Here is a 23,083-nt window from a genome sequence, read left to right as displayed (position 1 = left end):
GGGCTGTGAGGCGGTTGTGCTCCTCCTGATAGGATTTGACAAACTCCGCAATCAAATCCGAGTGCAGCAACTGGTCTTTGAGACCGCACAGAACGCGGTCTTCCAGATCGGTGCGTTTGATCGTGAGGCGGTTGGAGCAGGTTCCCTTGTTGCGCGTGTTGGCACAGCCGTAGTTCGCCTTTCCAACCGAATTGACCCAGTCGTCAGGCAGATGAAGGCGGGCATGGCGTTTGCCGGTGTCAGGATCCTTGACGTATTGCAGACGGTACCACACCTGGCGCCCGAAATAGAGCCTATTACTTAAAATACCCGTGCCGCTTTCCCGATTGTCATGCAACGTCGAGGCTCCCCAACAACGCCCAGTCGAGCCGGGTGCACGTTCCTCATAAAAAGCTGCTGCTATCTTCTTCGGGTAGATATCGGCGGCATAGTCTTCAAAGATCCGCCAGACGATCTTGGATTCAGTAGGTGCGATGATCCGACGGCCCGCACGGGGGCACCGGCTTCGTCGAACTCGTGGACAACCTTGTAGCCATAGGCTTTGCCTCCAACTGACTTCCCAGCACGTGCGCGCGCCTTCAAACCGCGATGGGTTTTGGCCGCGAGGCCTTTGAGGGAGAGTGCGTTCATTGTGACCTTAAGGCCAATAATCATCTCCGAAATGCACGCTTCAGAGAGGGGCTCAATAGCGACGTTCAAAAACATCAGGCGTTGGAACAATTGGGCGATGTTAGCCTGGTTGCGTGACAAACTGTCAAACGCCTCACTGATCACCAGATCAAATGTGTTGGCGGAGCTAACCCCAATCTTTGGGCAGTTTCCGGCGTAGATTAAGCTACTCTTTGCTCCTGCTGATTGGTGTTGGTAGTTCCACTTCGCTGCCAAAGATCACAGCGGGTGGTTTGCCGCCGAGGGCAGAATGGGGGCGCTTTTGGTAGTAGAGCTCCACCCACTTTTTGACGCCAGCCTTTGCTTCCGATCCGGTTTCCCAAGCGTGCAGGTAGACGCATTCGTATTTCAAGGATCGCCAGAGTCGCTCGATGAAGGCGATGTCGACAAAACAGCTCTTGTCATCCATCGAGATGCGGACGCCGGATCGGCGCAGTCTGTCAGTCCAGGCGAATGGCGTGAACTGTGACCCTTGGTCAGTGTTCATGATCTCGGGCGGTCCGAAGTTCGCGATGGCCTCGTTCAACGCCTCCACGCAGACGTCAGCTTCCATCGTGTTCGAGATGCGCCAAGCCAGCACCTTGCGCGCAACCAGTTCGCTAACTTATACCCACAACGGTTCAACAAATGAGCCGTTAAACTCGCATGGGCTAAGCCTCATACACAGAGTTTCGGATATTCCCAAAGCGAGCCAGAGATCTCTAAACAACTGGTTTTTGCCAAGCCGCTGGAGGCGCCTCGCTTAAGTGGCGCCTGCCTGTAACCGCGGCTTTGCCAACTAGGCAAACAAGAAATCGTCAGAACCTGTGATGGTGATGGTGACCAATTCGGTATCCAAACCACCTTCTCCGTCATCAACCGTATAAGAGAAGCTATCGGTGGCCGTTTCGCCACTGTCCAGATGTTCAAACATGCCGTCAGCCGAATAAGTGAACGTGCCATCGCCATTATTGACAACGGACCCAAGGGTTCCGCTGTCGTCAACGCTAAACACAAAATTGTCGCTGTCCGGATCGGTGACGCCAGCCGCAACTGTGACCGACGGACTTGGGCCATTCATTGTGGAACTGAACTGTGCGCCATCCACGCGCAGGTCGTCTGTCGTGTAGAATTCATAGTTCAATGGCCCAATCGAAACCTGCGCATCCACTGAGTAACCATTTCCCAGATCTAGTCCAACGATGGCAAATTCGATGCTGTCAATGTTCTCGTTGCTGTCGCCAAACGCAATCCAGTCTCCATTGGAGCGGTCTTCATCGCCGTTGCTGCCTAAGACATCAAAGGTGGAGGCATCAACGAAGTCTCCGACCCCATCCACATAGACGACAGCTGCAAACCCCCATCCCACATTGTTGGGGTTGGCTTGCAAGACAACGCCGTTGCCGTCGCTCAGATACTGGGCTGCGAGCTGGTCATAGGTGTTATTCGCACCGCCGTCCCGCGGGATCGAAATGGCTGTGCCCGTGTCAAAGTCATAGACGTAAAACCGCCCGTAGTTTGGGATTGTGTAGGCTCCGACGTTTGCAGAACTGAAAGCCGCAGGGTCTTCGCCAACTTCGCCAACCACCGCTTCCGCAATCGGAGCGTCATTCTGGCCGGTGATGGTCACTGTAACAGTCTCCGTTGCGGTGCCGCCGTTGCCGTCATCCACCGTGTACGTAAACGTGTCGGTTGCGGTCTCTCCGACCCCTAGGCTCTCAAAAGCGCCGTTGGTGTCATAGTCAAAGGTGCCGTCGCCGTTGTTGGTCACCGATCCAAGTGTGCCGGTGGTGTCGACGGTAAAGGTGTGGGTGTCGGAGGTATCTACATCTGAAACATTGGCTGAAACTGTCACAACCGGTCCATCTTCACTGGCGGCGGCCCCAACCGCCAGCGCCACCGGCGCGTCATTTTGGCCTTGAATTGTGATGGTCACGGTCTCAATGGCGGTGCCGCCATTGCCGTCGTCCACCGTGTAAGTGAACGTGTCTGTGGCGGTTTCCCCAACTGCGAGACTTTCAAAGGCCCCGTTGGGATCATAGTTAAAGGTGCCATCGCCATTGTTGGTCACAGCCCCAAGCGTGCCGGTGGTACCAACACCAAACGTGTGTTTGTCGGCAGCATCGATGTCTGAAAAATCCGCGGAAACGGTGATTGTGGGGCCGTTTTCATCGGAGGTGTCGCTGACAGCCATGGCGACGGGGGCATCGTTCTGGCCCAGAATTGTAATGGTCACCGTTTCGGTTGCGGTGCCGCCATTGCCGTCATCCACAGTGTAAGTGAATGTATCCGTTGCGGTTTCTCCAGCGGCAAGGCTGTCAAATGCGGCGGTCGGGTCATAGCTGAAAGTTCCGTCGCTGTTGTTTGTGACAGTGCCCAGGGTGCCGGTCGTATCGATGGAGAAGCTGTGCGTGTCGTTGGTGTCGATATCGCTGTAATCAGCCGCCACAACGATGGCGGCGTCTTCGGTCGCGGCCGCCGAAACCGCCAAAGCTAAAGGGGCGTCGTTTTGCCCTTCGATTGTGATGTCATAAGTCACAGTTGTGGTGCCGCCCTGCCCATCAGAGATGACAAGTGTGACTGTTTCGGTGATGCTTTCACCGGCGCCAAGGTTGTCATAAGCGCTGCCCGGATCAAAGGAGACGCTTGTTCCGCCGCCAACACCGATGTGCCCAACCTGACTTGCACCGCTGTTCTGCGTGGACAGAGTGCCGCTGCCGGTTACGCTGGCCGAAACCAGTTCCACGGTGGAGCCGTCCAGATCATAGAAATCCACCTGAAAACTCAGAGGCTCGCCTTGCGACGCCTCCAAGCCGTCATCTCGCAGGATGACCAGCGGATCGTTGTTGGACCTCAAGTCCAGCGTGAAATCGTCAAACTGCAAGACCTCAAAGCTATGCAGGAAATCATAGCCGTCGGCCCCCTGGACAAGGTTCCAGCGCCCACACCCAAAGCTCAGCACTTTGTAATCCAGTACAGAGCCTGAAAAGACCGCGGTATCTGTGCCGCGGCCGCCAAACATCACGTCGTTGCCGCCGCCGCCTTCAACCGTATCGTCCCCACGGCCCGTGAAAATAAAGTCGCCATGGTCAGACCCAAAGACCTCATCATCTCCTCTTCGGGTCCAGATGAATTGCCCGTGGAACGCACCCGAGGCATCCACCTCCATGTCTTTGTTCCTCAGATAACCACGACCACGATATCCCATGATACCCCTCCAAATTTGTCACGGGATCGCTTGCGCGCCCCAACCCTCAAAAAAAATGTGTGTGCCCGGACCCAAGGCGGAAATCGCAAAAACAGATTAAATTTTAGGAATTTGAGTGCCGCGGCGGCAATCACCCAAACGGGTGGTTGTTATCGACAAAACAGAAAGTTGTTTCTTTGGAAACAGCAATGCGTTCAAGATGCCGTTGGGGACTTAGAGAATACACATGACATTTTGCAATCGGACCGTGAAGAGCTGGGTTATTCTCTATTTCAGCGCGTGCTGCGAGGAGGAGACTGCTTTGACGGTGCTGGTTACATGAGCCAGGCGTTTTCACCGCCAACAGCGCTCGAGATACGGGCAGAAGAGGCGCAGATGCTGCGCGCGCGTGCGATGGGGTCTGCCCGTTCGGTGCTGATCCTAATTGGATTGATCGCGATCAGCTTGGCTTCTGTGCATCTCTATCGAGAGGCTTTACTCTGGACTGGCCTGGCTTCAGTCATGGTCGCGATTACAGTTCTGTACGCGCGGTTCTCGCAGTTTTCCGAGACCGACGTGCGACACGTGAACCGCTATCTGATAGGACACATTGCGATTTCAGTATGCACCGGTCTGTTGTGGGCCTTGGGCGCTATGCAACTGGCTAGCCCCGCCTCTGAACTTCAGACATTTCTGGCGGGACTGTTTCTGACATCGATCACCGCCGGAGGGGTGATGGCGGGCACCGTGTATCGGCCAGGATACCTCGCTCTTGCTTTCTGCGCGCTTCTGCCGTTTAGCCTTTACCTGTTGATCACCATGGAAGGGGTTCAGCGGATTTATGGCGGCTTCCTCCTGTTCTTCCTGAGCTTCTGCTTCACCACCAACAAGACCGCCAGCGAGAAATCGCGCGATGCTTTGGCCGCAAAGCTGACAAGCCGGAAGGCGGAAGAGGCTCTCAATGAGTTTGCCGAGGCTGCGAAACGCCAGCGCGCGAGCAAGCGCTCCCTGCAAGCCATTCGCCACGACATGGCGCAGCCATTGCTGGCGCTCCGAAATTTTCTGGCTGAGATGGACCGGAAGGCGACTACGCCGGAGCAAGCCGTTCTGGTAAGGCAAATTCGTCTTGCGTTGATCAGCCAAGAAACGCTTGTTGAGGAACTCTCACATGTCGACCGTTCAGCGCAAGAGCGGGTGCAGTCTGAGATCGACGTGCCGGCGCTGGTGGCACAGCTGAACGATGAGTACCGCTCGCAATTTGCGGCTTTGGGGTGCGCGTTTACCGTCAACATGGACTTGGGTGTCGTTGAAAGTGATCGCGCCCGACTTGAGCGTATTTTGCGCAATTTTCTCAGCAACGCAGTGAAATATGGTGCGTCTGGAGGGCGCGTTGATCTGTCAATTACCGCGCAAGATCATGAAAGCGTTTGGCAAGTTACGGATTGTGGCCCAGGCATGTCAGAAGCGCAGCTGCGTGCCGTAGAGCGTGGTGAGGACCTTGAGGCAACGTCGTTTGGCGGAGGGCTTGGTCTAGGCATTGCCCGGAGGTTGGCCCAAGAGATTGGCGGATCGGTTGAGATCTCCTCAAGCAAAGACTATGGAACGAAAGCGTTGCTGCGCCTACCACACTTTAAAACCGTTGAAGTGCAAGAACAGGCCTTTGTGTTGATTGTCGGGCAAGAGACTCTGCCCAACATGGGCGCTTGGGCAGACCTGATTTCTTCGTGGGCCTGGATGTTTGCCCATACCGAAACCTGTGAAGGCGCATTGGGGATGATCTCTGTTTTGGGACAAGTCCCGGATTTGATTGTTCTGGATCCCGCGGTGGGTCAAACATTCTCGGCAGACGACGTGCATACCATTGGCGCACATGCGCCTATCGTGCAACTCAGACGCTCTTCGCAAGAGGAAGCCCAACCTTCAAACCACACGACAATCGCCTTGCCTGATTTGGAAACCGAGCTTCGGCAGACATTAGAGTGCTGCATTCAGAACAGCGCTAATTCTCGTGCTCTTTGAACAGCCGCAGCACGGCTGCTGACCGACAGCTCCCGGAAAATCGCCTTGGCGTGGGTTTTGACAGTGTTTTCACTGATGGAGAGCGCGCGGGCGATGTACTTGTTGGTGGCCCCTTCAGCCATCATCCCCAGGATACGCTGCTGTTGCGGACCTAGTTTGGGCTGCACAATAGTGTCGGTGCCGTCTGGGTGGAAGATCATACGGCGCGTCCCGTTTTGGACGGACCGCATAGGGAGCGGGCCAGCTTCATACGCCGATTTGATGGCTGCAAGTAGAATTTGTTCATCACTGGATTTGTGAACAAAACAAAACGCGCCTACCATCTCTGCGTTGTTTTGGGTTATCGCATCCTCGGAGGCGGAGAGCACAATCACCTGCACCCCCATGTCACGGGCCCGCAGGGCGCCGATCAGTGCAATCCCATTGATCTGTTTCATTGCCAGATCCGTGACGACCACATCCCATTTTTGGCCATCATCGGTCGCATTCAAAAAGCTGGTCGCCGTTGTGAAACTCTGCACTTCGAGATCCAGATAACAATTCTCAAACACATAAGAGAGGCCCTGCAAGAACAGCACATGATCATCAATAACGGCCAGACGGATTGAAGTATTCCCCAATTTTGGCTTCCCTTTTCAACCGCCAGGTTTGTAGCACACGCATAAGCGGCGGTTTGCTCTGTGGTTTACTTGAAAGTGTTAGAGTGAGTGGCGCTATTGATCAACGCCTGCGCGTCCCTTCGCACTCGAGGACGCGGGTGAATGTGGGTCGCGGTTCTGTCTTGCCGTAATTGACCGCTGCCCGCCTTTCGAACGACTTCTGTTGCCGGCCCATGTCGGACATAGCTCTTGCCTGCGGCAAATGTCCGTTTCTATTCCGAGGCACCTACCATCTCGCCAGCGGGATAGTACGCAATCGTGTGTCTGAAAATGCTTGATCCAAACTAATGGAAACAATTGGTCCTTTGATTTGAGCGAGGGGAATAAAGAGTTCGCGCTCCCTAAGTTTGCTGGCACGTTTTTCAGGTTTCACGACCTTAGAACCCGTAAAGCTTTGCGGGGGTGTCCACAAATATCTGCTGAAGGGTCTCATTTGACCCAGCCCAGTCCATGGCCAAATCCAGCAAATGCACGTCGTCTGGATAGGTTCCTGCGGAGGTCGCCATATTGTGAGGCCAGTTGCTGCCCCAAATGATGCGGTCAGGGGCGTGTCGAATGAGTGCTTTGGAGAGCGCGGCGACGTCATCGTAGCTTGGATAGCCAGTGCGCGAGGTTTCATAGCATGCAGCTATTTTCACGTAGCAGTTGCCGCGATCAATCAGGCGCAGTAAGGCCTGGAACTCGGCGCTCTCGAGGCTGGGCGGAGTTAGGAACTTGCCCGCGTGGTCAATCACATAGGGGCCTTCTATCCTCGTAAGACGGTCGTAGTGCTGGAGCATCTCGCAGCCATCAAATTGCACAATCAGCGACCAGCCAAACGGCGCCACCCGCGCGTTCACATCAAGCAATGCGTCCAAACCGACTGCGCCTTGCAGGATGTCCATAATCCGGGCGCCGCGCACGCCGCGTGCGGTCATGGCGTCAAGGTCTTGATCCGTCACGTCCGGGTTAATGGCGACAATGCCCCGCGCGGAGTCGCCAAAATGATCCAACCCGTCCAGAATACAGCGGTTATCTGTTTGGTAGGCATTGCCCTGCACCAGAACCACGCGCTCAAGACCAAGCCAGTGCTGCACGCTCTCATAGTGTGCGATCAGCGCGTCGGCCGGAACCGGTGGCCCGCCGGGCTGGCCACTGTACTTGGCGCTGTCAAACAGATGGATGTGGCAATCGGTGGCCAACGGCGGCAATGGTAGCTTTGGCGGGCGGCCGGTCAAGGTGCGAAAGGTCATGCTTTATCCCGCATAGGTGCGCAGGGCGTCGCGGTTGATGGTGATTCCAAGGCCCGGCCCCTGTGGCACCGGCACGCTGCCGTTGATGTGCTCGATGGGCTTTGTGACAATGTCCTGTCGGAAGGGATTGTGGGTTTGGTCAAACTCCAGCCGAGGCGAGCGCTGTTCATGGGACGGCGGAGCAGGGGGCAGGATGGCGTGGAACTGCAACCCGGCGGCCAGTGCCACCGCCGTGCCCCAGACATGGGGCACCAGACGCACGTGGTGGATGTCCGCCAAAGTGATGATTTTGCGGGCTTCACTCAATCCGCCGACGCCGCACACGTCGGGTTGCAGGATCTGCACGGCTTTTTGTTGCAGGGCTTCGCCTATGGCCCAGCGGCCGTGCCAGGTTTCCCCTGCGGCCACAGGAATGGGCTGAGCTGCGCGGACCTGTTGATACGCCCGCAAGGCTTCGGGCACGACAGGTTCTTCAAACCAATGGATGTTGTACTGGGCAGCGCGGCGTCCCACCTCGATGGCGTCGACGGCGTCATAGCCATGGTTGGCATCGATCATCAGCTCGATCTCCGGCCCAATGGACGCGCGCACGGCTGCGATGGCGGCCAGATCACTTTCGACGCCATAGCCAATCTTGATTTTGACAGCCTTGAAACCCGCGGCCACATAAGCGGCCATTTCCTTCGCGCATGCGCTGGCATGGTCGCCGCCTTCGGGGCGGAAGCCGCCGGTGGCGTATGCGGGAATGTCTAAGCGCCAGGCCCCGCCCATGAGCTGATGGATCGGAGCATCAAAGTGCTTTCCGGCGATGTCCCACAGGGCGACGTCAATCCCGCTTATTGCCGTGTGGATGTTGCCCCGTTGGCCTTGGTCCCGGAACTCGTTGTAGAGCGACAGCCAAATGGGTTCGATGTCCAGCGCAGGGCGGCCAATCAGCATGGGCGCCATAGCCGAAACCACCGCCGCGTTGATGTCTGCGGGCCCAAGGCATTCGCCCCATCCAGTCACTCCCGTGTCCGTTTCGATCTCGACCAACAGATGGCGACGCGCCCGGAAGGTGGAAAAGGACGACTGAAACGGGGCGTCCAGTTGATGGTGCAGGATGTGCGTTTGAACACGTGTGATCTTCATCCGTTGGACCCTTTGATGATCTCCGCCAGTCGCGCGATTTCGTGCTCTGTCAGATTGGTCAAAGGCGGGCGCACCGGGCTGAATGGCCGGCCGGCGGCGGCGAGCCCGCCTTTGATAGCAGACACAGCATAGCCTGGAACCTGATCGCGCAAGTCAAGAAACGGATAGTAAAACTGCCCGAGCAGCGTGTTTATCGTGGCTTTGTCGTTGGTTCTGACGGCAGCATAGAAATCGAGGGCGAGCTGCGGCACAAAGTTGAACACGGCGGAAGAATAGGTTGTGACGCCGATCGCGTCGTAGGCTTCGGCAAAGACCTCATGTGTGGGCATGCCGCCAATGTAAGTCAGCCGGTTGCCGCATTTGGCGACGATCTTGCGCACCATATTGATGTCGCCGGTGCCGTCCTTGAAGCCAATCAGGTTGGGACAGTCTTCTGCCAGCCGGGCCACGGTGTCGGCGTTGGCAACGGAGTTGGCGCGGTTGTAGATGATCACGCCGATCTCCGTGGCGTCACAAACGGCCTTGATGTGCGCATAGAGGCCATCCTGGCTGGCGCCGATCAGGTAGTGCGGCAGCAGCAGTATGCCGTCTGCGCCAACAGCGGTGACGTCTCGTGCCAGCTCTGTTGCCATTTTGGTGCCATAACCACAGCCGGCAATGATGGGTGTGTCGCCTGCAGCCTCTTTTGCGGCTTGCACCACGAAGGGGATTTCCGTGGGCGTGAGGGAGAACAATTCGCCGGTGCCGCCAGCGGCAAAAAGTGCGGCGGCGTCAAATTGGGACTGCCAGGAAACGTGATCCTGATAAGCGGTTTGGTCAAATTCCAGATCCGTATCAAAATGGGTGACCGGAAAGGACAGCAGGCCTTCGGCCATTTTGGATTTCAAGGTGTCTGGTGTCATGTTGGGCTCCAAAATTCGGGACCAGGGCTGCAGGTCAAAGGCCGCGTTGGTGGGTTTGCGCGCCACCTAACGCAACTGGATGGCTTGTTGTCAATATTTGTTTAGAAAGTTGACCTAAGTTGTTTTGCCGTGCGAAGTGCACAGAAGTTAATTTAGGGAGGGACGGGATGACACGTGTTTTATTGACCGGAGCAGGGGGGGAATTGGGCAGGGTTCTGCGGCAGTCTTTGGCGGGGAGCTACGATTTGTTGCGCTTGTCAGACGTGTCTGACATGGACCCGGCGGGGCCGGGTGAGGAGGTTGTGCGTTGTGACCTAGCGGATGCTGAGGCGGTTCAGGCCGCGGTAGACGGCTGTGACACCATCCTGCATTTGGGAGGGATGTCGGTGGAAAGTACCTTTGAGATTATCCTCAATTCCAACATTCGCGGCACGTACAACGTCTATGAGGCGGCCCGCAAAACCCGGGCGCGGCGGGTGCTGTTCGCCAGTTCCAATCACGCCATTGGTTTTCACACCCGAGAGACCCTGTTGGATGCCTCAGCTGAGCTGCGTCCCGACAGCATATATGGGGTGTCCAAGGGGTTCGGAGAGATCCTGGCACGGTATTACTTTGACAAATTTGGCATCGAGACGGTCTGTGTACGGATTGGGTCCTGTTTTGAAATGCCTATGAATCGCAGGATGATGTCTACCTGGTTGAGCTCTCGCGACTTCACCAGTCTAGTGAAATCCGTTGTTGCGGCGGACAGGGTTGGGTTTGCTGTGGTTTACGGCGCATCGGACAATGAACCGCAGTGGTGGGACAACCGACAAACCGCCTTCCTTGGGTGGCGGCCGCTGGATAGCTCAGCGGCATTTTCGCAAGAGCCGCACATTGTGAATGAGACCACAGATCCCAACGATCCGGCGATCAAATTTCAGGGCGGAGGCTTTGCTGCGGCAGGGCATTTCGAAGATTAAGGCGTTCCGCTTGAGAGTGCGGAGTGTTGTCGGGCCGCGAAGCGCGAATCTCGCGGCTTCACGGAGGTGGTGGAGTGGCATGCACCGAGCAGCGCGCGGTGGGTTTGCCAAATTGATTTTGTGGATTTGACAAGTTTTGCGCGTGGTTGGTTGGTGATTGTCGCTCAAGCAAATAGGAAATTTTCCCAAAAAATTAATGTCTTAGGTGTCGAGGGCTTGGGGGCCTATTTGTTCTAATTTCTATTTCAAAAGAAAATAGTTGTAAAAATTTGTAATTGCTGTGAGATTGTCGACAACAAATTGTCTAAGGAGGAGATGACAATGACGTTCAGCAACCTTATCGCTCGCGGGGCCTTTGCCGTTGCCGCAGCCGCAGCCATCACAACCGCGCCAATGCAGGCGTCCGCCAAAGACTGGCGTGGGTGGAACATCCACGTTGAGGACTACCCGGTGTCCCACGGCATGGAAGCCTTTATGGCAGAAGTGGAAGAAAAGACCGGTGGTGCGCTTAAAGGTAAAACTTTTCACGCCGGTGTTCTGGGCAACCAGCCTGACGCCATCGAACAACTGCGCCTCGGCGTGCTGGACTTCGCAGTGTTCAGCCTCGGCCAAATGGGTCGCGCTGTGCCTGAAACCGATGTTGTGTCCTTGCCATTCATCTTCAAGGGCGTGCCTGAGATGTATGAACTGATGGACGGCGCAGGTGGCGAAGCGCTGGCCTCCGCACTGGAAGACAAAGGCATCGTGCCGCTGGGCTACTACGACGCCGGCGCCCGCTCTTTCTACAACTCCATCCGTCCAATCAACACACCAGACGACGTAGCGGGCCTGAAAGTGCGCGTGATGAGCAACGATCTGTTTGTAGGCATGGTCGAAGCTATGGGCGGCAACGCCACGCCAATGGCCTTCTCTGAAGTGTATCAGTCCATCAAGACCGAGGTTGTGGACGGCGCGGAAAACAACCCACCGTCTTATGAATCCACCAACCACTTCGAAGTTGCGAAATACTACTCTCTGTCGCAGCACCTGATCATCCCGGAGGTTCTGGCGATCAGCAAAAAGACCTTTGATGCGCTGACACCAGAGCAGCAAGAGATTGTGCGCGAAGCCGGCCGCAACTCCACGGAGCTGCAGCGTAAACTGTGGAAAGAGCGCGAAGCAGCGTCAATGGATAAGGTGAAAGCCGGTGGTGTTGAAGTGAACCAGGTGGCGGACAAAGGCGCATTCCAAGCGGCGATGAAGCCGGTTTATGATGACTACTTGGCGGCCAATCCACAGATGCAAGAGCTCGTGGATCTGTTCCGTAGCTCCCAATAATCCAAGCTCATCCTAAACCCTGGCTGTGCCCCGCTTTGTGCGGGGCACGTCCTTCCTAAAAAGAACCAACAATAAAGGAGCGGGCGATTGGAACAGCAATCAGGTTCCCTTTCCAAGGTCGAGTGGTTTCTCGATCGACTGAGCGGCCTTTGTATCTTCTTCGCTTCCATTGCTCTGGTTGTGCTGATTGCGACTTTTGGCTGGCTGGTTTTCGGGCGCTACGTTCTGAACTCCACCCCGACATGGGTCGAACAACTGGCGCTGCTGCTAATCTGCTACATCGCCTATCTTGGCGCTGCCGCGGGCGTGCATGAGCAAAGCCACTTGGGCGTGACCCTGTTTCGAGACATGCTTGGCGACACCGTCAGCAACCTGCTGAAACTGCTCAACGACGTCATCCTGGCCACCTTTGGTCTGGTCATGATGATAGCCTGTATGGAGCTCTTCAGCTTTGGCTGGGCCACGTTGCTGCCGATGCTCGATATCCCTGAAAGTTTTCGGACATTGTCTGCACTGCTGTGCGGTGGGCTTGTCTTTGTCTTCGCCGGTACCCGCGCCGTACTGCGCTTTATCTACTTGCTGAATGGGCAATCCTACAGCGGAAAAGAGGTCTACTAACCATGGGTTTGGCTATTCTATTGGGTGTCTTCTTTGGCACCGTCATTCTGGGCCTGCCGGTGGCCTTTGCCATGGGCATCGCTGCGCTTGTCACCTTTGCCTACGAAGGCTTTCCGTTGCTGCTGACCTTCCAGCGGTCCGTGTCAGGCATCTCTGTGTTCTCGCTGTTGGCAATTCCTTTCTTTGTCTTTGCCGGTGAGCTGATGATGCACGGCGGCATCGCCAAACGGCTGGTGACATTTGCTTCTGCATTGGTGGGCCATGTGCGCGGTGGTCTCGCCTCGGTGAACATCTTCTCCAGCATGCTGTTTGGTGGCATTTCCGGCTCTGCCGTGGCGGACATCTCCGCGTTGGGCTCGATCCTCGTGCCGGTGATGAAAGAGCGCGGGTACAAGCCGGATTATGCGGTGAACGTGACCGTGACGTCCTCGATTGCGGGCATCGTGATCCCGCCAAGCCACAACATGATCATCTTTGCTGTGGCGGCGGGCGGCGGCATCTCTATCTCCAAGCTGTTCTTAGCAGGTGTGATCCCCGGCATCCTGATGTGTGTCTGTCTTGCCGTGGCGGCCTATGTCATTGCCATCAAACACGAATATCCGGCCGAAGCCTTCCCCGGCTGGCGTGCTGTGGGTGTGGCTGCGCTGGGCGCGATCCCAGGCCTGATCACAGCCGTGATCATCGTAGGTGGCGTTCTGTCTGGCGTGTTCACCGTCACTGAATCCGGCGCGTTCGGAGCCATCTATGCGCTGTTGCTGACCTTCTTTGTCTACCGGACGCTGGATTGGCATGGCTTCAAAACCGCGGTGATCTCTTCGGTGCGCACCACCTCCATGGTGATGGTTCTGATCGGCTTTGCCAGCTCCTTTGCCTATCTGCTGGCGCTTTATCAGGTGCCGACCAAACTGAGCGAATTTATGCTGGGCATTTCGCAGGAGAAAATCTTTGTACTGCTGATGATCAACGTGATGCTACTGGTTCTGGGCATGATCATGGATATGGCTGCACTCATTTTGATCTGTACGCCGATCTTCCTGCCCGTGGTGAAAAACCTCGGTATGGATCCCACCCAGTTTGGCATCATGCTGCTGGTCAACCTTGGTCTCGGCCTGTGTACGCCGCCAGTGGGCACCTGCCTCTTTGTTGGCTGCGCTGTGGGCAAGATCCGGATCGAAGAAACTCTAAAAACGATCTGGCCTTTCTATTTGGCGATTTTGTCGGCGCTGATCCTGGTCACCTATGTTCCAGCGGTGTCGCTCTACCTGCCTAACCTGCTGATCAAATGATCTTGGCACGCGTGGCCGGGCACTGATCCGGCCACGCCCTCTAACAAGCATTCACTCCCCGACCCCAAAAATCAAAGGCGTCTCCCATGACCAACTTAAAACAAGAAACTCGGGAAATTCTGATGACCGTCAGCACCGCAACGCTGACAACCGCCCTGTTCCGCCGTGGTTTCCGCAACATCTTTATCCAAGGACCGCACCGCATAAACCCCGGCAAAAACATGGTCGGACCGGCGTACACCCTGCGGTACATCCCCGCACGGGAGGATCTGGATGGACTGGAGTCCTTTGCAGACCGCGAAAATCCTCAGCGCAAAGGCGTCGAAGAGTGCCCCGAAGGCGCGATCTTTGTGATCGACTCCCGGATGGATGCCACCGCCGCCTCGGCCGGCTGCATCTTGGTAACCCGCCTGCAGGCATTGGGCTGTCAGGGCATTGTGACCGATGGCGGCTTTCGCGACACGCCGGAAATTGCCGAATTGGACATGCCCGCCTATCACACCCGCCCCAGCGCACCAACTAACTTGACCAAACACCACGCGGTTGCGATCAATGATCCGATTGCATGTGGTGGTGTTTCTGTGTTTCCCGGCGATATACTGGTGGGCGACAATGAGGGGGTGGTCTGCATTCCCGAGCACCTAGTTGATGAAGTGGCCGCAGAGGCCAAGGAAATGACTGTCTTTGAGGACTTCGTTCTGGAGATGGTGCAGCAAGGGGCGTCGACATTTGGCCTTTACCCGCCAACGGACCCCGGAACGATGGATAAGTTTGCGCAATGGCGACAGCAAAACAACCGGTAAAGATCGCAACCAAGTCGGGGCGGGATCGAACCCTGTCGGATCAGGTCTATGAAAAGATCTTGGCCATGATCTCCAAAGGCGAGAAACCGGTGGGCGCGAAACTTCCAACCGAGCACGCCTTGAGTGAGCAGTTAGAGGTGTCCCGTCCGGTGCTGCGGCAAGCATTGAAGCAGCTGCGTGAGGACGGGGTGATCGTGTCCCGTCAGGGCTCCGGGTCCTTTGTTCAGCGCCGCCCCGAAGGTGCGGTGCTAGATTTTGCGCCGGTTGGGTCGATTGCCGATATTCAGCGGACGTTTGAGTTTCGCGCCGCAATTGAAGGGGAGGCGGCCTATCTGGCGGCGCAGCGGCGCACAGACGTGGATCTCACTAAAATGCGTGCGCTATTGACGGAGCTGGACCGCTGTATCCGGGAAGGGGAGTTGGGGGTCGACACCGATGAAGACTTCCACGAAGCGATCTGTGCCGCTTCCGGCAATCAGTATTTCTCTGCGGCGCGGTCGTCGATGAAGAGCAATATTCTCACAGGGTTGAACCTGACCCGCAACCTCTCGCTGACCAAACCGCAGGAGCGGATGGAGATGGTGCAACGCGAGCATTACGAGATCTTTGACGCGATTGAGAAGCAGGATGCGGATGCTGCGCGGATCGCCATGCGGGCCCATGTGGAGAATGCACGTAAACGGGTTTTTGAGGGGTAAGCAGCCGCCGCAAGCAGGCTGTGGCCTGTCTCGATTTTCGTGGAGCGGTCTTGTTGTTAGGATTTGTTAGAAGGGCGCCTCTTGTTTGAGGCACCCTTTTTTTTCGCTTCAGGAACTCTCTGGAAAACAGGAGTTTGATGAATTTTCGAATTTGTAAAAATTTGTATTGTCGATTTGTTTGCCGTAGGCTAGATCTGAGGTAAATCCGGTTTTGGGCGGATTCACTATGCATTGAATTGTTGTGAGCGGGGCCTGGCGGCGGCGCGTGATCAAAGCGGCCCAAATCGCGGACGAACCTGCCGCCAGCCTAGATGGAGATGAAAATGGACTTGAACGGCAAAACAGCCATCGTGACCGGCGGCGGACGTGACATTGGTCGGGCCTGTGTCATGGAGCTCGCTGCGCGCGGCGCCAACGTGGCGATCAACTATTTCGCCAGTTCGGAAGGTGCAGATAGCGCGGTCGCGGAGATTACCGCCGCTGGCGGCAAAGCCTTTGCCCTGCAAGGCGACATGACCAAAGAGACGGACGTCAAAGCGCTCGTGGCCAAAACCGTTGAAACCTACGGGCAGGTAGACAGCCTGATCCATGTGTCCGGAGGCATTCTGGCCCGTGTGCCGATGGCGGAAATGACGCTGGAACACTGGAATGCGGTGATGGATGTGAACCTCACCTCCTTTGTGCTTGCCGTGCGCGAATGCATTCCCCACATGCCAGAAGGCTCCTCCATCGTGGGGCTGGCCTCGCAAGCTGGGCGTGACGGCGGCGGCCCCGGTGCCTCAGCCTACGGCGCGTCCAAAGGCGCACTGATGACCCTGACCCGTGGCCTTGCCAAAGAGCTTGGTCCCAAAATCCGGGTGAATTCCTTGTGCCCCGGCATGATCGACACAGACTTCCACAACATCTTCACCAAGCCAGAAGTGCGCACCCATGTGGCCAACATCACGCCGCTGAAGCGCGAAGGCACCTCGGAAGAAGTGGCCAAATTGGCGGTGTTCTTGGCGTCTGACGATGCGTCGTTTGTCACCGGCACCAACGTCGATATCAATGGCGGCATGCTGTTCTCTTAAGCACACCACTGCTGCTGAGGCCATTTGGTCTCGGCGGCATTTCCCCCCCAAAAAAAAAGAGGGCAAGCCATGGCATTGCACGGCAAACATTTGATCGCGGGCGCGTGGCTGGGGGCAGACGCCTCCTTTGCCTCTGATCCGGTCTTTGGCGAAAGCCGCACCTTTGCAGCGGGTACCACGGCGCTTGTGGACCAGGCGGCGCAAGCTGCCGAAGACGCCTTTTGGAGCTACAGCACCACATCGGCGGAAACACGTGCCGCGTTCCTCAACACCATTGCCGATGAAATTGAGGCCCGCGCCGACCTGGTCACACAGTTTGGCTGTGAGGAAACCGGCCTGCCCGAAGCCCGCCTGCAAGGGGAACGTGGGCGCACCACCGGCCAATTGCGCCTGTTTGCCTCCCACATTTTGGACGCAGCTTATCTGGGCGAGAAGCACGATCCTGCCCTGCCGGATCGGCAGCCACTGCCCCGGTCTGACCTGCGCATGACCAAGCGCCCCATTGGCCCGGTGGCCATTTTTGGCGCCTCAAACTTCCCGCTGGCCTTCTCCACCGCGGGCGGCGACACCGCCTCGGCCTTGGCGGCGGGCTGTCCGGTTGTGCTGCGCGGACATGCGGCGCACCCGGCCACCGGCGAAATCATCGCGCAAGCTGTGCATGCCGCCATCCAAAAGTGCGACCTGCACCCCGGGGTCTTTTCTTTGATCCAAGGGGGCGGTTTTGAGGTGGGCCAAGCGTTGGTACGGCACCCGTTGATCGCAGCAGTGGGCTTTACCGGCTCCCTGCGGGGTGGCCGCGCGCTTTATGACCTGTGCGCACAGCGACCAGAACCCATTCCATTCTTTGGCGAGCTTGGCTCCGTGAACCCAATGTTCCTGATGCCAGAAGCGCTTTCTGCGCGCGGCGCAGAGATTGGCGCGGGCTGGGCCGCCTCCCTGACCATGGGTGCGGGGCAGTTCTGCACCAATCCCGGTGTTGTTTTCCTGCTTGAGAGTGACGGCGCGGACGCCTTCCTTGCGGCGGCGAAAGGCGCGCTTGAGGGCCAGGCCGCGCAAACCATGTTGACGCCTGGCATTGCCGAAACTTTTGAAAAAGGCCGTGGCCATATAGCTCGCATGGATGGCGTGACCTGTCTTGTGAAGGGGCAGGTTGCGTCAGATCGGGCCGCTACGCCAACCGTATTTGTTACCTCGGTGGAAGACTGGTTCCGCAACGACGACCTGTCCGAAGAGGTGTTTGGTCCCTTTGGTCTTGTGGTGAAACTTTCCAGTCTGGAACAGATGCACGAGGTGGCGAAATCACTGAAAGGTCAGTTGACCTGCACGGTGCAGTGCGATCAGGGGGACCTAGCTGCCGTCCAATCTCTGCTGCCCATTTTGGAACGAAAAGCAGGCCGCCTTTTGGCCAATGGGTTCCCAACCGGAGTGGAAGTCTGTGACGCGATGGTGCATGGCGGTCCCTATCCTGCCACAACCAACTTTGGCGCAACCTCGGTGGGTACGATGGCCATCGAACGCTGGCTGCGATTGGTGTGTTATCAGGACTTGGCGGAGTTTGCGGGTAACTTAAAGCTTCAGCAAGTTGAGAGAGCGGTTGTGCGCTGATAATCGCTGCTGCAAAAGCGGAATCAGATGATGCGTTTCTTTTGAGAGTGTTATTCTGTTGTTGGACGGTGGGTAGACATTTTTTTGACCCTTACGGGTTCAGCTTTTAGGCAATGACAGAGTTTGGTGGAGCGCAAGTCTTGGCGGACATTGATTGGGCGTGCAGCGAAGGGTTGCTTTCCGCCTTCATTGACCACTGCTGTTCTGGGCGGTTAGGAGCCGTTAGCTGCACCCGCAAAGGTGCTGCCTCAGATTGAGGAAGCGGCCCTTCAAAGGTGAGGTAACCGACTTCATTGCTGCCCCAATCCCTAAGGGCAGTAGTGCGCAGAAAACGAACTTTGCTAAGTCACGCGAGCGACACAGAGCCGGCATCCGCTACCGCTTGCAAAAATAACGGCGTATCCCGTCACACCGACTTTGGTCGAGGCGGCATAATTGTGGATAAGCCGAGTGCCCTCTTTGCCAACATTGCCGCCGTTCGCGGTTTTTGCTAATTTCAAACCCTTTCTGCGATAATAGGCTCGAGCGCATCTTTACCCTCAAAATTCCTCCAGAAATTTAGTATTTTCCACTTCATTCCAAGTTGGAAAAGTACAGGACTAGGCTGCCTTTTCCTGTCGCTCACTCCTTAAGCTGCGAATGCTTGAAGGAAACTCATTAATGACTTGTGCCACTGCGGAGACCGCAATTGACGGTGCGTTGCGAAGGGATGGCACCAGACCGATTGGGCCCTTTAGGCGGTCGAGTGACTGAGCATCGACCCCATCTGCCAGAAGGTTGTTAAGGCGCTGTTGATGGGTTTGGTGGCTCCCAAGGCAACCGATAAAACGAACATCGGTTAGTAGCGCCGCCTTCAGCAATTCTGGCTCCCAATCATGGTCGTGAAACAATGTCAAAAATCCGGAGTAGCTGTCCAAAGGCAAGTTTTGGTGGGCCAGTGGACTTGACATGAACACCGGGTTCAAAGCGGAGATATGTTTGATGGCCTCAAGGTCAGCGTCGTCCGGCGAGAACGTGAGGGTTTCAAAACCTGCGGCCTCGGCAATTTGAACGGTGGCACGGAACACCGCACCTCTTCCTGCGATCGCAAGCCTTGGTTTCGGCGAGTAAAGAAAGCGCGCGATCCCGGTTGCGTCGGGCACCCTATGGTCGATTAACGTCGCGTTCCGGCCCGTAAGCTTTTTGTGAGCCGTGCGAATGGCCTCGGGATCTGGTCGTGCGTTCAGCAACAACTCCAAAGACCCGCCACATGGCAGTTTGAGATCAAAGAAAGGCGAGCCTTCGCCGTATCGGAGCGTTTTGGCGGCTTCATCAGTTTCAAGCAAAGAGCGCGCCTGCAGTCGGATGTCCCGATCGATACAGCCGTTTGACATATAGCCGACCATAATCCCGCTTTCGCAGACAACGGCCAGCGACCCAACCTCACGCGCGGCGCCACCTTGGATACCAACCGAGGTGATCAGGACGAACCGTTGACCTGCATTTAGCAAGTCAACGGCGTGGCCCAAGACATCAACCGCGTGCTCCGTATAAACGTGAGGTTCAGACAACGGGTTCTTCCGCCATAATGTCCGCAAACGATTTGAAGAATTTAGTCGCGAGTTTTTTGGACGTACTCTGAATCAAACGGCTCCCGAGTTGTGCCAGTTTGCCGCCGATCACTGCCTTTGCCTCGTAGCGTAAAATGGTCTGAGACCCATCCTCGGTCAGGGTGACATCGGCGCCGCCCCTTGCATGTCCGGCAGCGCCGCCATTGCCTTGGCCTTCCAGCGAAAACGCTTCTGGTGCGCCATCGGTGTTTAGCACCACTTCGCCGCTGAATTTCGCTTTCACGGGGCCAACCTTGAGAACCACTTTGGCCTCAAGTTCGGTGTCGGACTTTTTGATCAGTTCTTCGCAACCAGGGATGCAACGTTTGAGGATCTCAGGGTCGTTCAGTGCTGCATAGACCACGTCGCGCGGGGCTTCGATGGTGATTTCGTCAGCCAATTCCATGGCAGTTCCTTTCTTTGTTCAACAACAGGGATATTTGATCTTGGCAAGGACCTCGGCCTGTTCTGGCGAAGGCTTGAAAAAGCGGGATAGGCGGCTGAAGAGATTACGCATTTTGACCTCGCTCTACGGACGTCCGACGTACGCTGATCAGGTCCGCCAAAATGGAGAGTGCGATCTCTTCGGGTGTGACGGCACCGATGTCCAAACCTGCCGGGGCTGAGACGGTCGCAAGTGAGGCCTCGGACACACCAGCTGCGGAGAGCTTCTTAGACAGAGCTGAGAATTTCTTTTTGCTGCCAACAAAGGCGACGTAGTTCGTTTCAGAAGCAAGTGCGTCGCGCAAGGCGTCCAGATCGCCCTGTCCTTGTGTCGCCACGACGACCGCCTTCAGCTTTCCAGGAATACTCCCCTCGTCGACGGCACGAGATATCGACCAGTGAAACTGCGGAGCGATTTGCGCCAAAGCCTCTGCAACTGGCGAGGTCCCGAGCACTGTCAGTTCCGGCATCGGAAGACAGGGTTCAATAAAGATGTCGATTGTGCCACGCGAGGGGCAACCATTGCGCGCATATTGTATGCCCTCCACCATGGCTCCGGCGCTGACGCCGATATCGTTCAAAAAATCTTCGGGAGCGACGGACACCAGTCTTGGCGCGCCTGTTTCCAGCGCTTCCAATGTGGCCCGCTTGACGGCGCCCCGTGTACAACCGCCACCCAGAAACCCGTGCAGGATTGTGCCATCTGCACCTATGATCGCCTTCGCGCCGGGCTTGGCCGCAGTGGTGCCTGCGGTGCGCACGATTGTTGCGAAGGCAAATGGTTGCTCTTCGGCACGAAGGCTTTGGGCTGTCTCGGCAAGATCTGTTGAAAACACCTCTGCGGGGGTCATAGCGATACCAACTCCTTTTCCAACTCGGCGAGGTCAGCCAGCGTATTGGCCGAGGCAAACCGATCCAGATGTGGCAAGGCAGCTGCCATTCCTGCCGCAACCGGTGCATAATCGCGCCATCCTCTGAGCGGGTTGAGCCAGATGATGCGACACCCGCGTTTGCGCAACGTGGCAAGAGCGGCGTCGATGTGCGCGGGCGGCGAAGTGTCGTAGCCATCCGAGAAAATCATTACAACCGAGCGGCCATCTACAAACTTACGGGCGTAAGTGTGGGCGAAAGTGTCGAGGCTTTCGCCAATTTTTGAGCCTCCGCCAAAGCCATCCGCCATTAGAGACATACGGCCAATGGCGCGCATGGCATCCTTGTCGCGCAAGGCCTCGGTGATGCGCACAAGGCGGGTGTGGAACAAATATGCGTCAGCTGTGAAGTCTCCCCGCATAAGGCCAGCCAAAAAGGCCAGATAAACCTGTGCATAGACGGTCATGGACCCCGACACGTCACAAAGCGCGATGATCTTGCGGCTGCGATCCGGCCGTTTGCGTTGGATTAGGTGGATGGGTTCCCCACCTGTGGCCAAGCTGCGCCGGATGGTTTTGCGAAAATGAAGGCGGTCGCCTTTGTTGGCCGCCACGCGGCGACGGGAACGACGGTCGCGTAGCGCAAGGCCGAGCCGCCGGGCAATGGCCTCGGCTTCGGCAATCTCCTCGGGCCTTATGAGGTCACGCAAATCGCGGCGCGACAGGTTGCGCATTTCGGTGGCGATGAGTTTGCCTTCGCCGTCGCTCTCAGCCTCACCTTGTCCTGCTTCGGGCGCGGTGGAGTCGCCTGCGCCACCTGCGTCATCGCCTGTGGCATCGCGGGAGGAATGCACGCTGTCGTCACCTTTGGCTGGGGGTGTTTTTTTCGGCATGACCTTGCTGCGCACGCGGCCTGCGTCCATCCAGAAGGCATCAAACAACGCGTCAAACTGCGCCGCGTCGTCTTTGCAGCCTGTGCAAATCGCTTTCAGCGCGCGGCGAGTTTCAGCGGGCTGGGCCGCGTCCACAAATGTGAGCGCGGTGAGAGCCGCTTCAGTTTCCTGCACCCCGAGGCGTAGGCCGTTTTCGCGCAGATGCGCTATGAACCCCGCCATGCGCGCGGTGGCGCCGGGATCACGTCCTGCAAAGCGGGTGACGCGGCTCATGCGGCCTTCCCCGCGATCCGTTGCGCCACCTCGGTGGTAATATGCGCGCGATCGCTTTGGGTTTTTAGCAAGGTTGTGAGTGTAGCTTGCAGCGCGGAGGGATCGGCGGTCAGGTCGGCAATACCCAGCCCCAAAAGCGCAGCGGCAAAGTCCAACGTTTCGGCGATACCCGGCACTTTCTCCAAGTCTTCTTTGCGCAGGGTCTGCACAAAACCAATGATCTGTTCGGCGAGGCGCGTTTCAATGCCGGCGCAGCGGGCTTGCAGAATTGCCAGTTCAGTTTCTCGGTCGGGGTAGTCGACATAGGCGAACAAACAGCGACGGCGCAGCGCGTCCGAGAGGTCGCGTGTGCCGTTGGAGGTTAGGATCACCGTAGGAATTGAAGTCGCCGTGATGGTCCCGAGCTCCGGCACAGTGATTTGGTAGTCGGCGAGGATTTCCAACAGGAACGCCTCAAATTCTTCATCCGCGCGATCAATCTCGTCAATCAACAGCACCGGCGCTTGGTCTTGAGTGATTGCTGCCAACAAAGGCCGTTCCAACAGATATTCACGCGAGAAGATGCGGTCTTCGACCTGTTTGCCGGTTTCGCCAGCTTCGGAGCTGGCGCGGATGGCAAGCAGCTGGCGTTGGTAGTTCCACTCGTAGATGGCTTGGGCGGCATCGAGTCCTTCGTAACACTGCAGGCGGATCAGCTTGGTGTTTCGCGCCGTCGCCAGCACCCGTGCGACCTCGGTTTTGCCCACGCCTGCTGCGCCTTCGAGCAGCAAGGGACGCTGCAGCGACAGGGCCAGGTGCAGGGACACCGCGAGGTCATCGGATGCCACATAGTTTTCCGCCGCGAGGGCAGATTGAAGGTCGGTCCAAGAAGTCATGAA

Annotated in this window: 20 protein-coding genes and 1 pseudogene; 9 read left to right on the top strand and 12 right to left on the bottom strand. The window is 56.9% G+C overall.

The features are described 5' to 3' along the window. From JXR15_RS20375 to JXR15_RS20365, 3 genes and pseudogenes are all read right to left on the bottom strand, one after another. Positions 1–418: pseudogene (locus JXR15_RS20375) on the bottom strand (recombinase family protein); the annotation flags it as partial. A 417-nt stretch (positions 419–835) separates the two neighbouring features. Then, positions 836–1,264: a transposase gene (locus JXR15_RS20370; RefSeq protein WP_422055036.1), complete on the bottom strand. Its 429-nt coding sequence runs from the start codon at positions 1,262–1,264 to the stop codon at positions 836–838. 183 nt (positions 1,265–1,447) lie between these two features. Next, a complete protein-coding gene (locus JXR15_RS20365) occupies positions 1,448–3,856 on the bottom strand; it encodes a VCBS domain-containing protein (RefSeq protein ID WP_422055029.1) in 2,409 nt (802 codons plus the stop codon). A gap of 318 nt (positions 3,857–4,174) precedes the next feature. Here JXR15_RS20365 and JXR15_RS20360 point away from each other — a divergent pair, with 318 nt between their 5' ends. Beyond that, positions 4,175–5,854: a sensor histidine kinase gene (locus JXR15_RS20360; RefSeq protein WP_422055028.1), complete on the top strand. Its 1,680-nt coding sequence runs from the start codon at positions 4,175–4,177 to the stop codon at positions 5,852–5,854. Here JXR15_RS20360 and JXR15_RS20355 read toward each other — a convergent pair. From JXR15_RS20355 to kdgD, 4 genes are all read right to left on the bottom strand, one after another. Continuing rightward, positions 5,824–6,474 (bottom strand): response regulator, encoded by a 651-nt coding sequence (locus JXR15_RS20355; RefSeq protein ID WP_422055027.1) that lies wholly within the window; start codon positions 6,472–6,474, stop codon positions 5,824–5,826. The two genes, JXR15_RS20360 and JXR15_RS20355, sit on opposite strands and share 31 nt — an antisense overlap. Positions 6,475–6,890: 416 nt before the next feature. Next, on the bottom strand, positions 6,891–7,745 hold the full coding sequence (locus tag JXR15_RS20350; RefSeq protein ID WP_422055026.1) for an amidohydrolase family protein: 855 nt from the start codon (positions 7,743–7,745) through the stop codon (positions 6,891–6,893). Positions 7,746–7,748: 3 nt separating this feature from the next. Beyond that, positions 7,749–8,876 carry a mandelate racemase/muconate lactonizing enzyme family protein gene (locus JXR15_RS20345; RefSeq protein ID WP_422055025.1) on the bottom strand — a complete coding sequence of 376 codons (1,128 nt, stop codon included), beginning with the start codon at positions 8,874–8,876 and terminating at the stop codon, positions 7,749–7,751. Next, positions 8,873–9,778 (bottom strand): 5-dehydro-4-deoxyglucarate dehydratase, encoded by a 906-nt coding sequence (gene kdgD, locus JXR15_RS20340; protein WP_422055024.1) that lies wholly within the window; start codon positions 9,776–9,778, stop codon positions 8,873–8,875. Before kdgD ends, JXR15_RS20345 begins: the two co-directional genes overlap by 4 nt. 167 nt (positions 9,779–9,945) lie before the next feature. Between kdgD and JXR15_RS20335 the strand changes: the two genes are divergently transcribed. The 8 genes from JXR15_RS20335 (at position 9,946) to JXR15_RS20300 (ending at position 18,137) form a co-directional block, all read left to right on the top strand. Next, positions 9,946–10,740 (top strand): NAD-dependent epimerase/dehydratase family protein, encoded by a 795-nt coding sequence (locus JXR15_RS20335; RefSeq protein WP_422055023.1) that lies wholly within the window; start codon positions 9,946–9,948, stop codon positions 10,738–10,740. A 321-nt stretch (positions 10,741–11,061) separates the two neighbouring features. Beyond that, a complete protein-coding gene (locus JXR15_RS20330) occupies positions 11,062–12,057 on the top strand; it encodes a TRAP transporter substrate-binding protein (RefSeq protein ID WP_422055022.1) in 996 nt (331 codons plus the stop codon). An 87-nt stretch (positions 12,058–12,144) separates the two neighbouring features. Continuing rightward, positions 12,145–12,675, top strand: coding sequence for a TRAP transporter small permease (locus JXR15_RS20325; protein WP_422055021.1), 531 nt, complete (start codon positions 12,145–12,147; stop codon positions 12,673–12,675). Positions 12,676–12,677: 2 nt separating this feature from the next. Continuing rightward, complete coding sequence (locus JXR15_RS20320) at positions 12,678–13,961, top strand: TRAP transporter large permease (protein WP_422055020.1); 1,284 nt, start codon at positions 12,678–12,680, stop codon at positions 13,959–13,961. Between the two features lie 122 nt (positions 13,962–14,083). After that, the gene (locus JXR15_RS20315; RefSeq protein ID WP_422055019.1) at positions 14,084–14,764 is read left to right on the top strand and encodes a ribonuclease activity regulator RraA; all 681 of its coding nucleotides are present in this window, start codon (positions 14,084–14,086) and stop codon (positions 14,762–14,764) included. Then, positions 14,740–15,462, top strand: coding sequence for a FadR/GntR family transcriptional regulator (locus JXR15_RS20310; protein WP_422055018.1), 723 nt, complete (start codon positions 14,740–14,742; stop codon positions 15,460–15,462). Before JXR15_RS20315 ends, JXR15_RS20310 begins: the two co-directional genes overlap by 25 nt. 323 nt (positions 15,463–15,785) lie before the next feature. Continuing rightward, complete coding sequence (locus JXR15_RS20305; RefSeq protein WP_422055017.1) at positions 15,786–16,532, top strand: SDR family NAD(P)-dependent oxidoreductase; 747 nt, start codon at positions 15,786–15,788, stop codon at positions 16,530–16,532. A gap of 69 nt (positions 16,533–16,601) precedes the next feature. Further along, a complete protein-coding gene (locus JXR15_RS20300) occupies positions 16,602–18,137 on the top strand; it encodes an aldehyde dehydrogenase (NADP(+)) (RefSeq protein ID WP_422055016.1) in 1,536 nt (511 codons plus the stop codon). A 599-nt stretch (positions 18,138–18,736) separates the two neighbouring features. Here JXR15_RS20300 and JXR15_RS20295 read toward each other — a convergent pair. From JXR15_RS20295 to JXR15_RS20275, 5 genes are all read right to left on the bottom strand, one after another. Next, complete coding sequence (locus JXR15_RS20295) at positions 18,737–19,687, bottom strand: XdhC family protein (protein WP_422055015.1); 951 nt, start codon at positions 19,685–19,687, stop codon at positions 18,737–18,739. Then, complete coding sequence (locus tag JXR15_RS20290; RefSeq protein WP_422055014.1) at positions 19,680–20,132, bottom strand: SRPBCC family protein; 453 nt, start codon at positions 20,130–20,132, stop codon at positions 19,680–19,682. The genes JXR15_RS20295 and JXR15_RS20290 overlap by 8 nt, the downstream gene beginning before the upstream one ends. Positions 20,133–20,235: 103 nt before the next feature. Continuing rightward, positions 20,236–21,021, bottom strand: coding sequence for an XdhC family protein (locus JXR15_RS20285; protein WP_422055013.1), 786 nt, complete (start codon positions 21,019–21,021; stop codon positions 20,236–20,238). Then, entirely contained in the window at positions 21,018–22,205 is a 1,188-nt protein-coding gene (locus JXR15_RS20280; protein WP_422055012.1) for a vWA domain-containing protein, read from the bottom strand. The genes JXR15_RS20285 and JXR15_RS20280 overlap by 4 nt, the downstream gene beginning before the upstream one ends. Beyond that, positions 22,202–23,080: an AAA family ATPase gene (locus JXR15_RS20275; protein ID WP_422055011.1), complete on the bottom strand. Its 879-nt coding sequence runs from the start codon at positions 23,078–23,080 to the stop codon at positions 22,202–22,204. The genes JXR15_RS20280 and JXR15_RS20275 overlap by 4 nt, the downstream gene beginning before the upstream one ends. Positions 23,081–23,083: the final 3 nt, after the last annotated feature.

This window comes from Shimia sp. (assembly GCF_049116215.1).
GTDB lineage: Bacteria > Pseudomonadota > Alphaproteobacteria > Rhodobacterales > Rhodobacteraceae > Shimia.
This window is presented reverse-complemented; position numbering and strand designations above follow the sequence as displayed.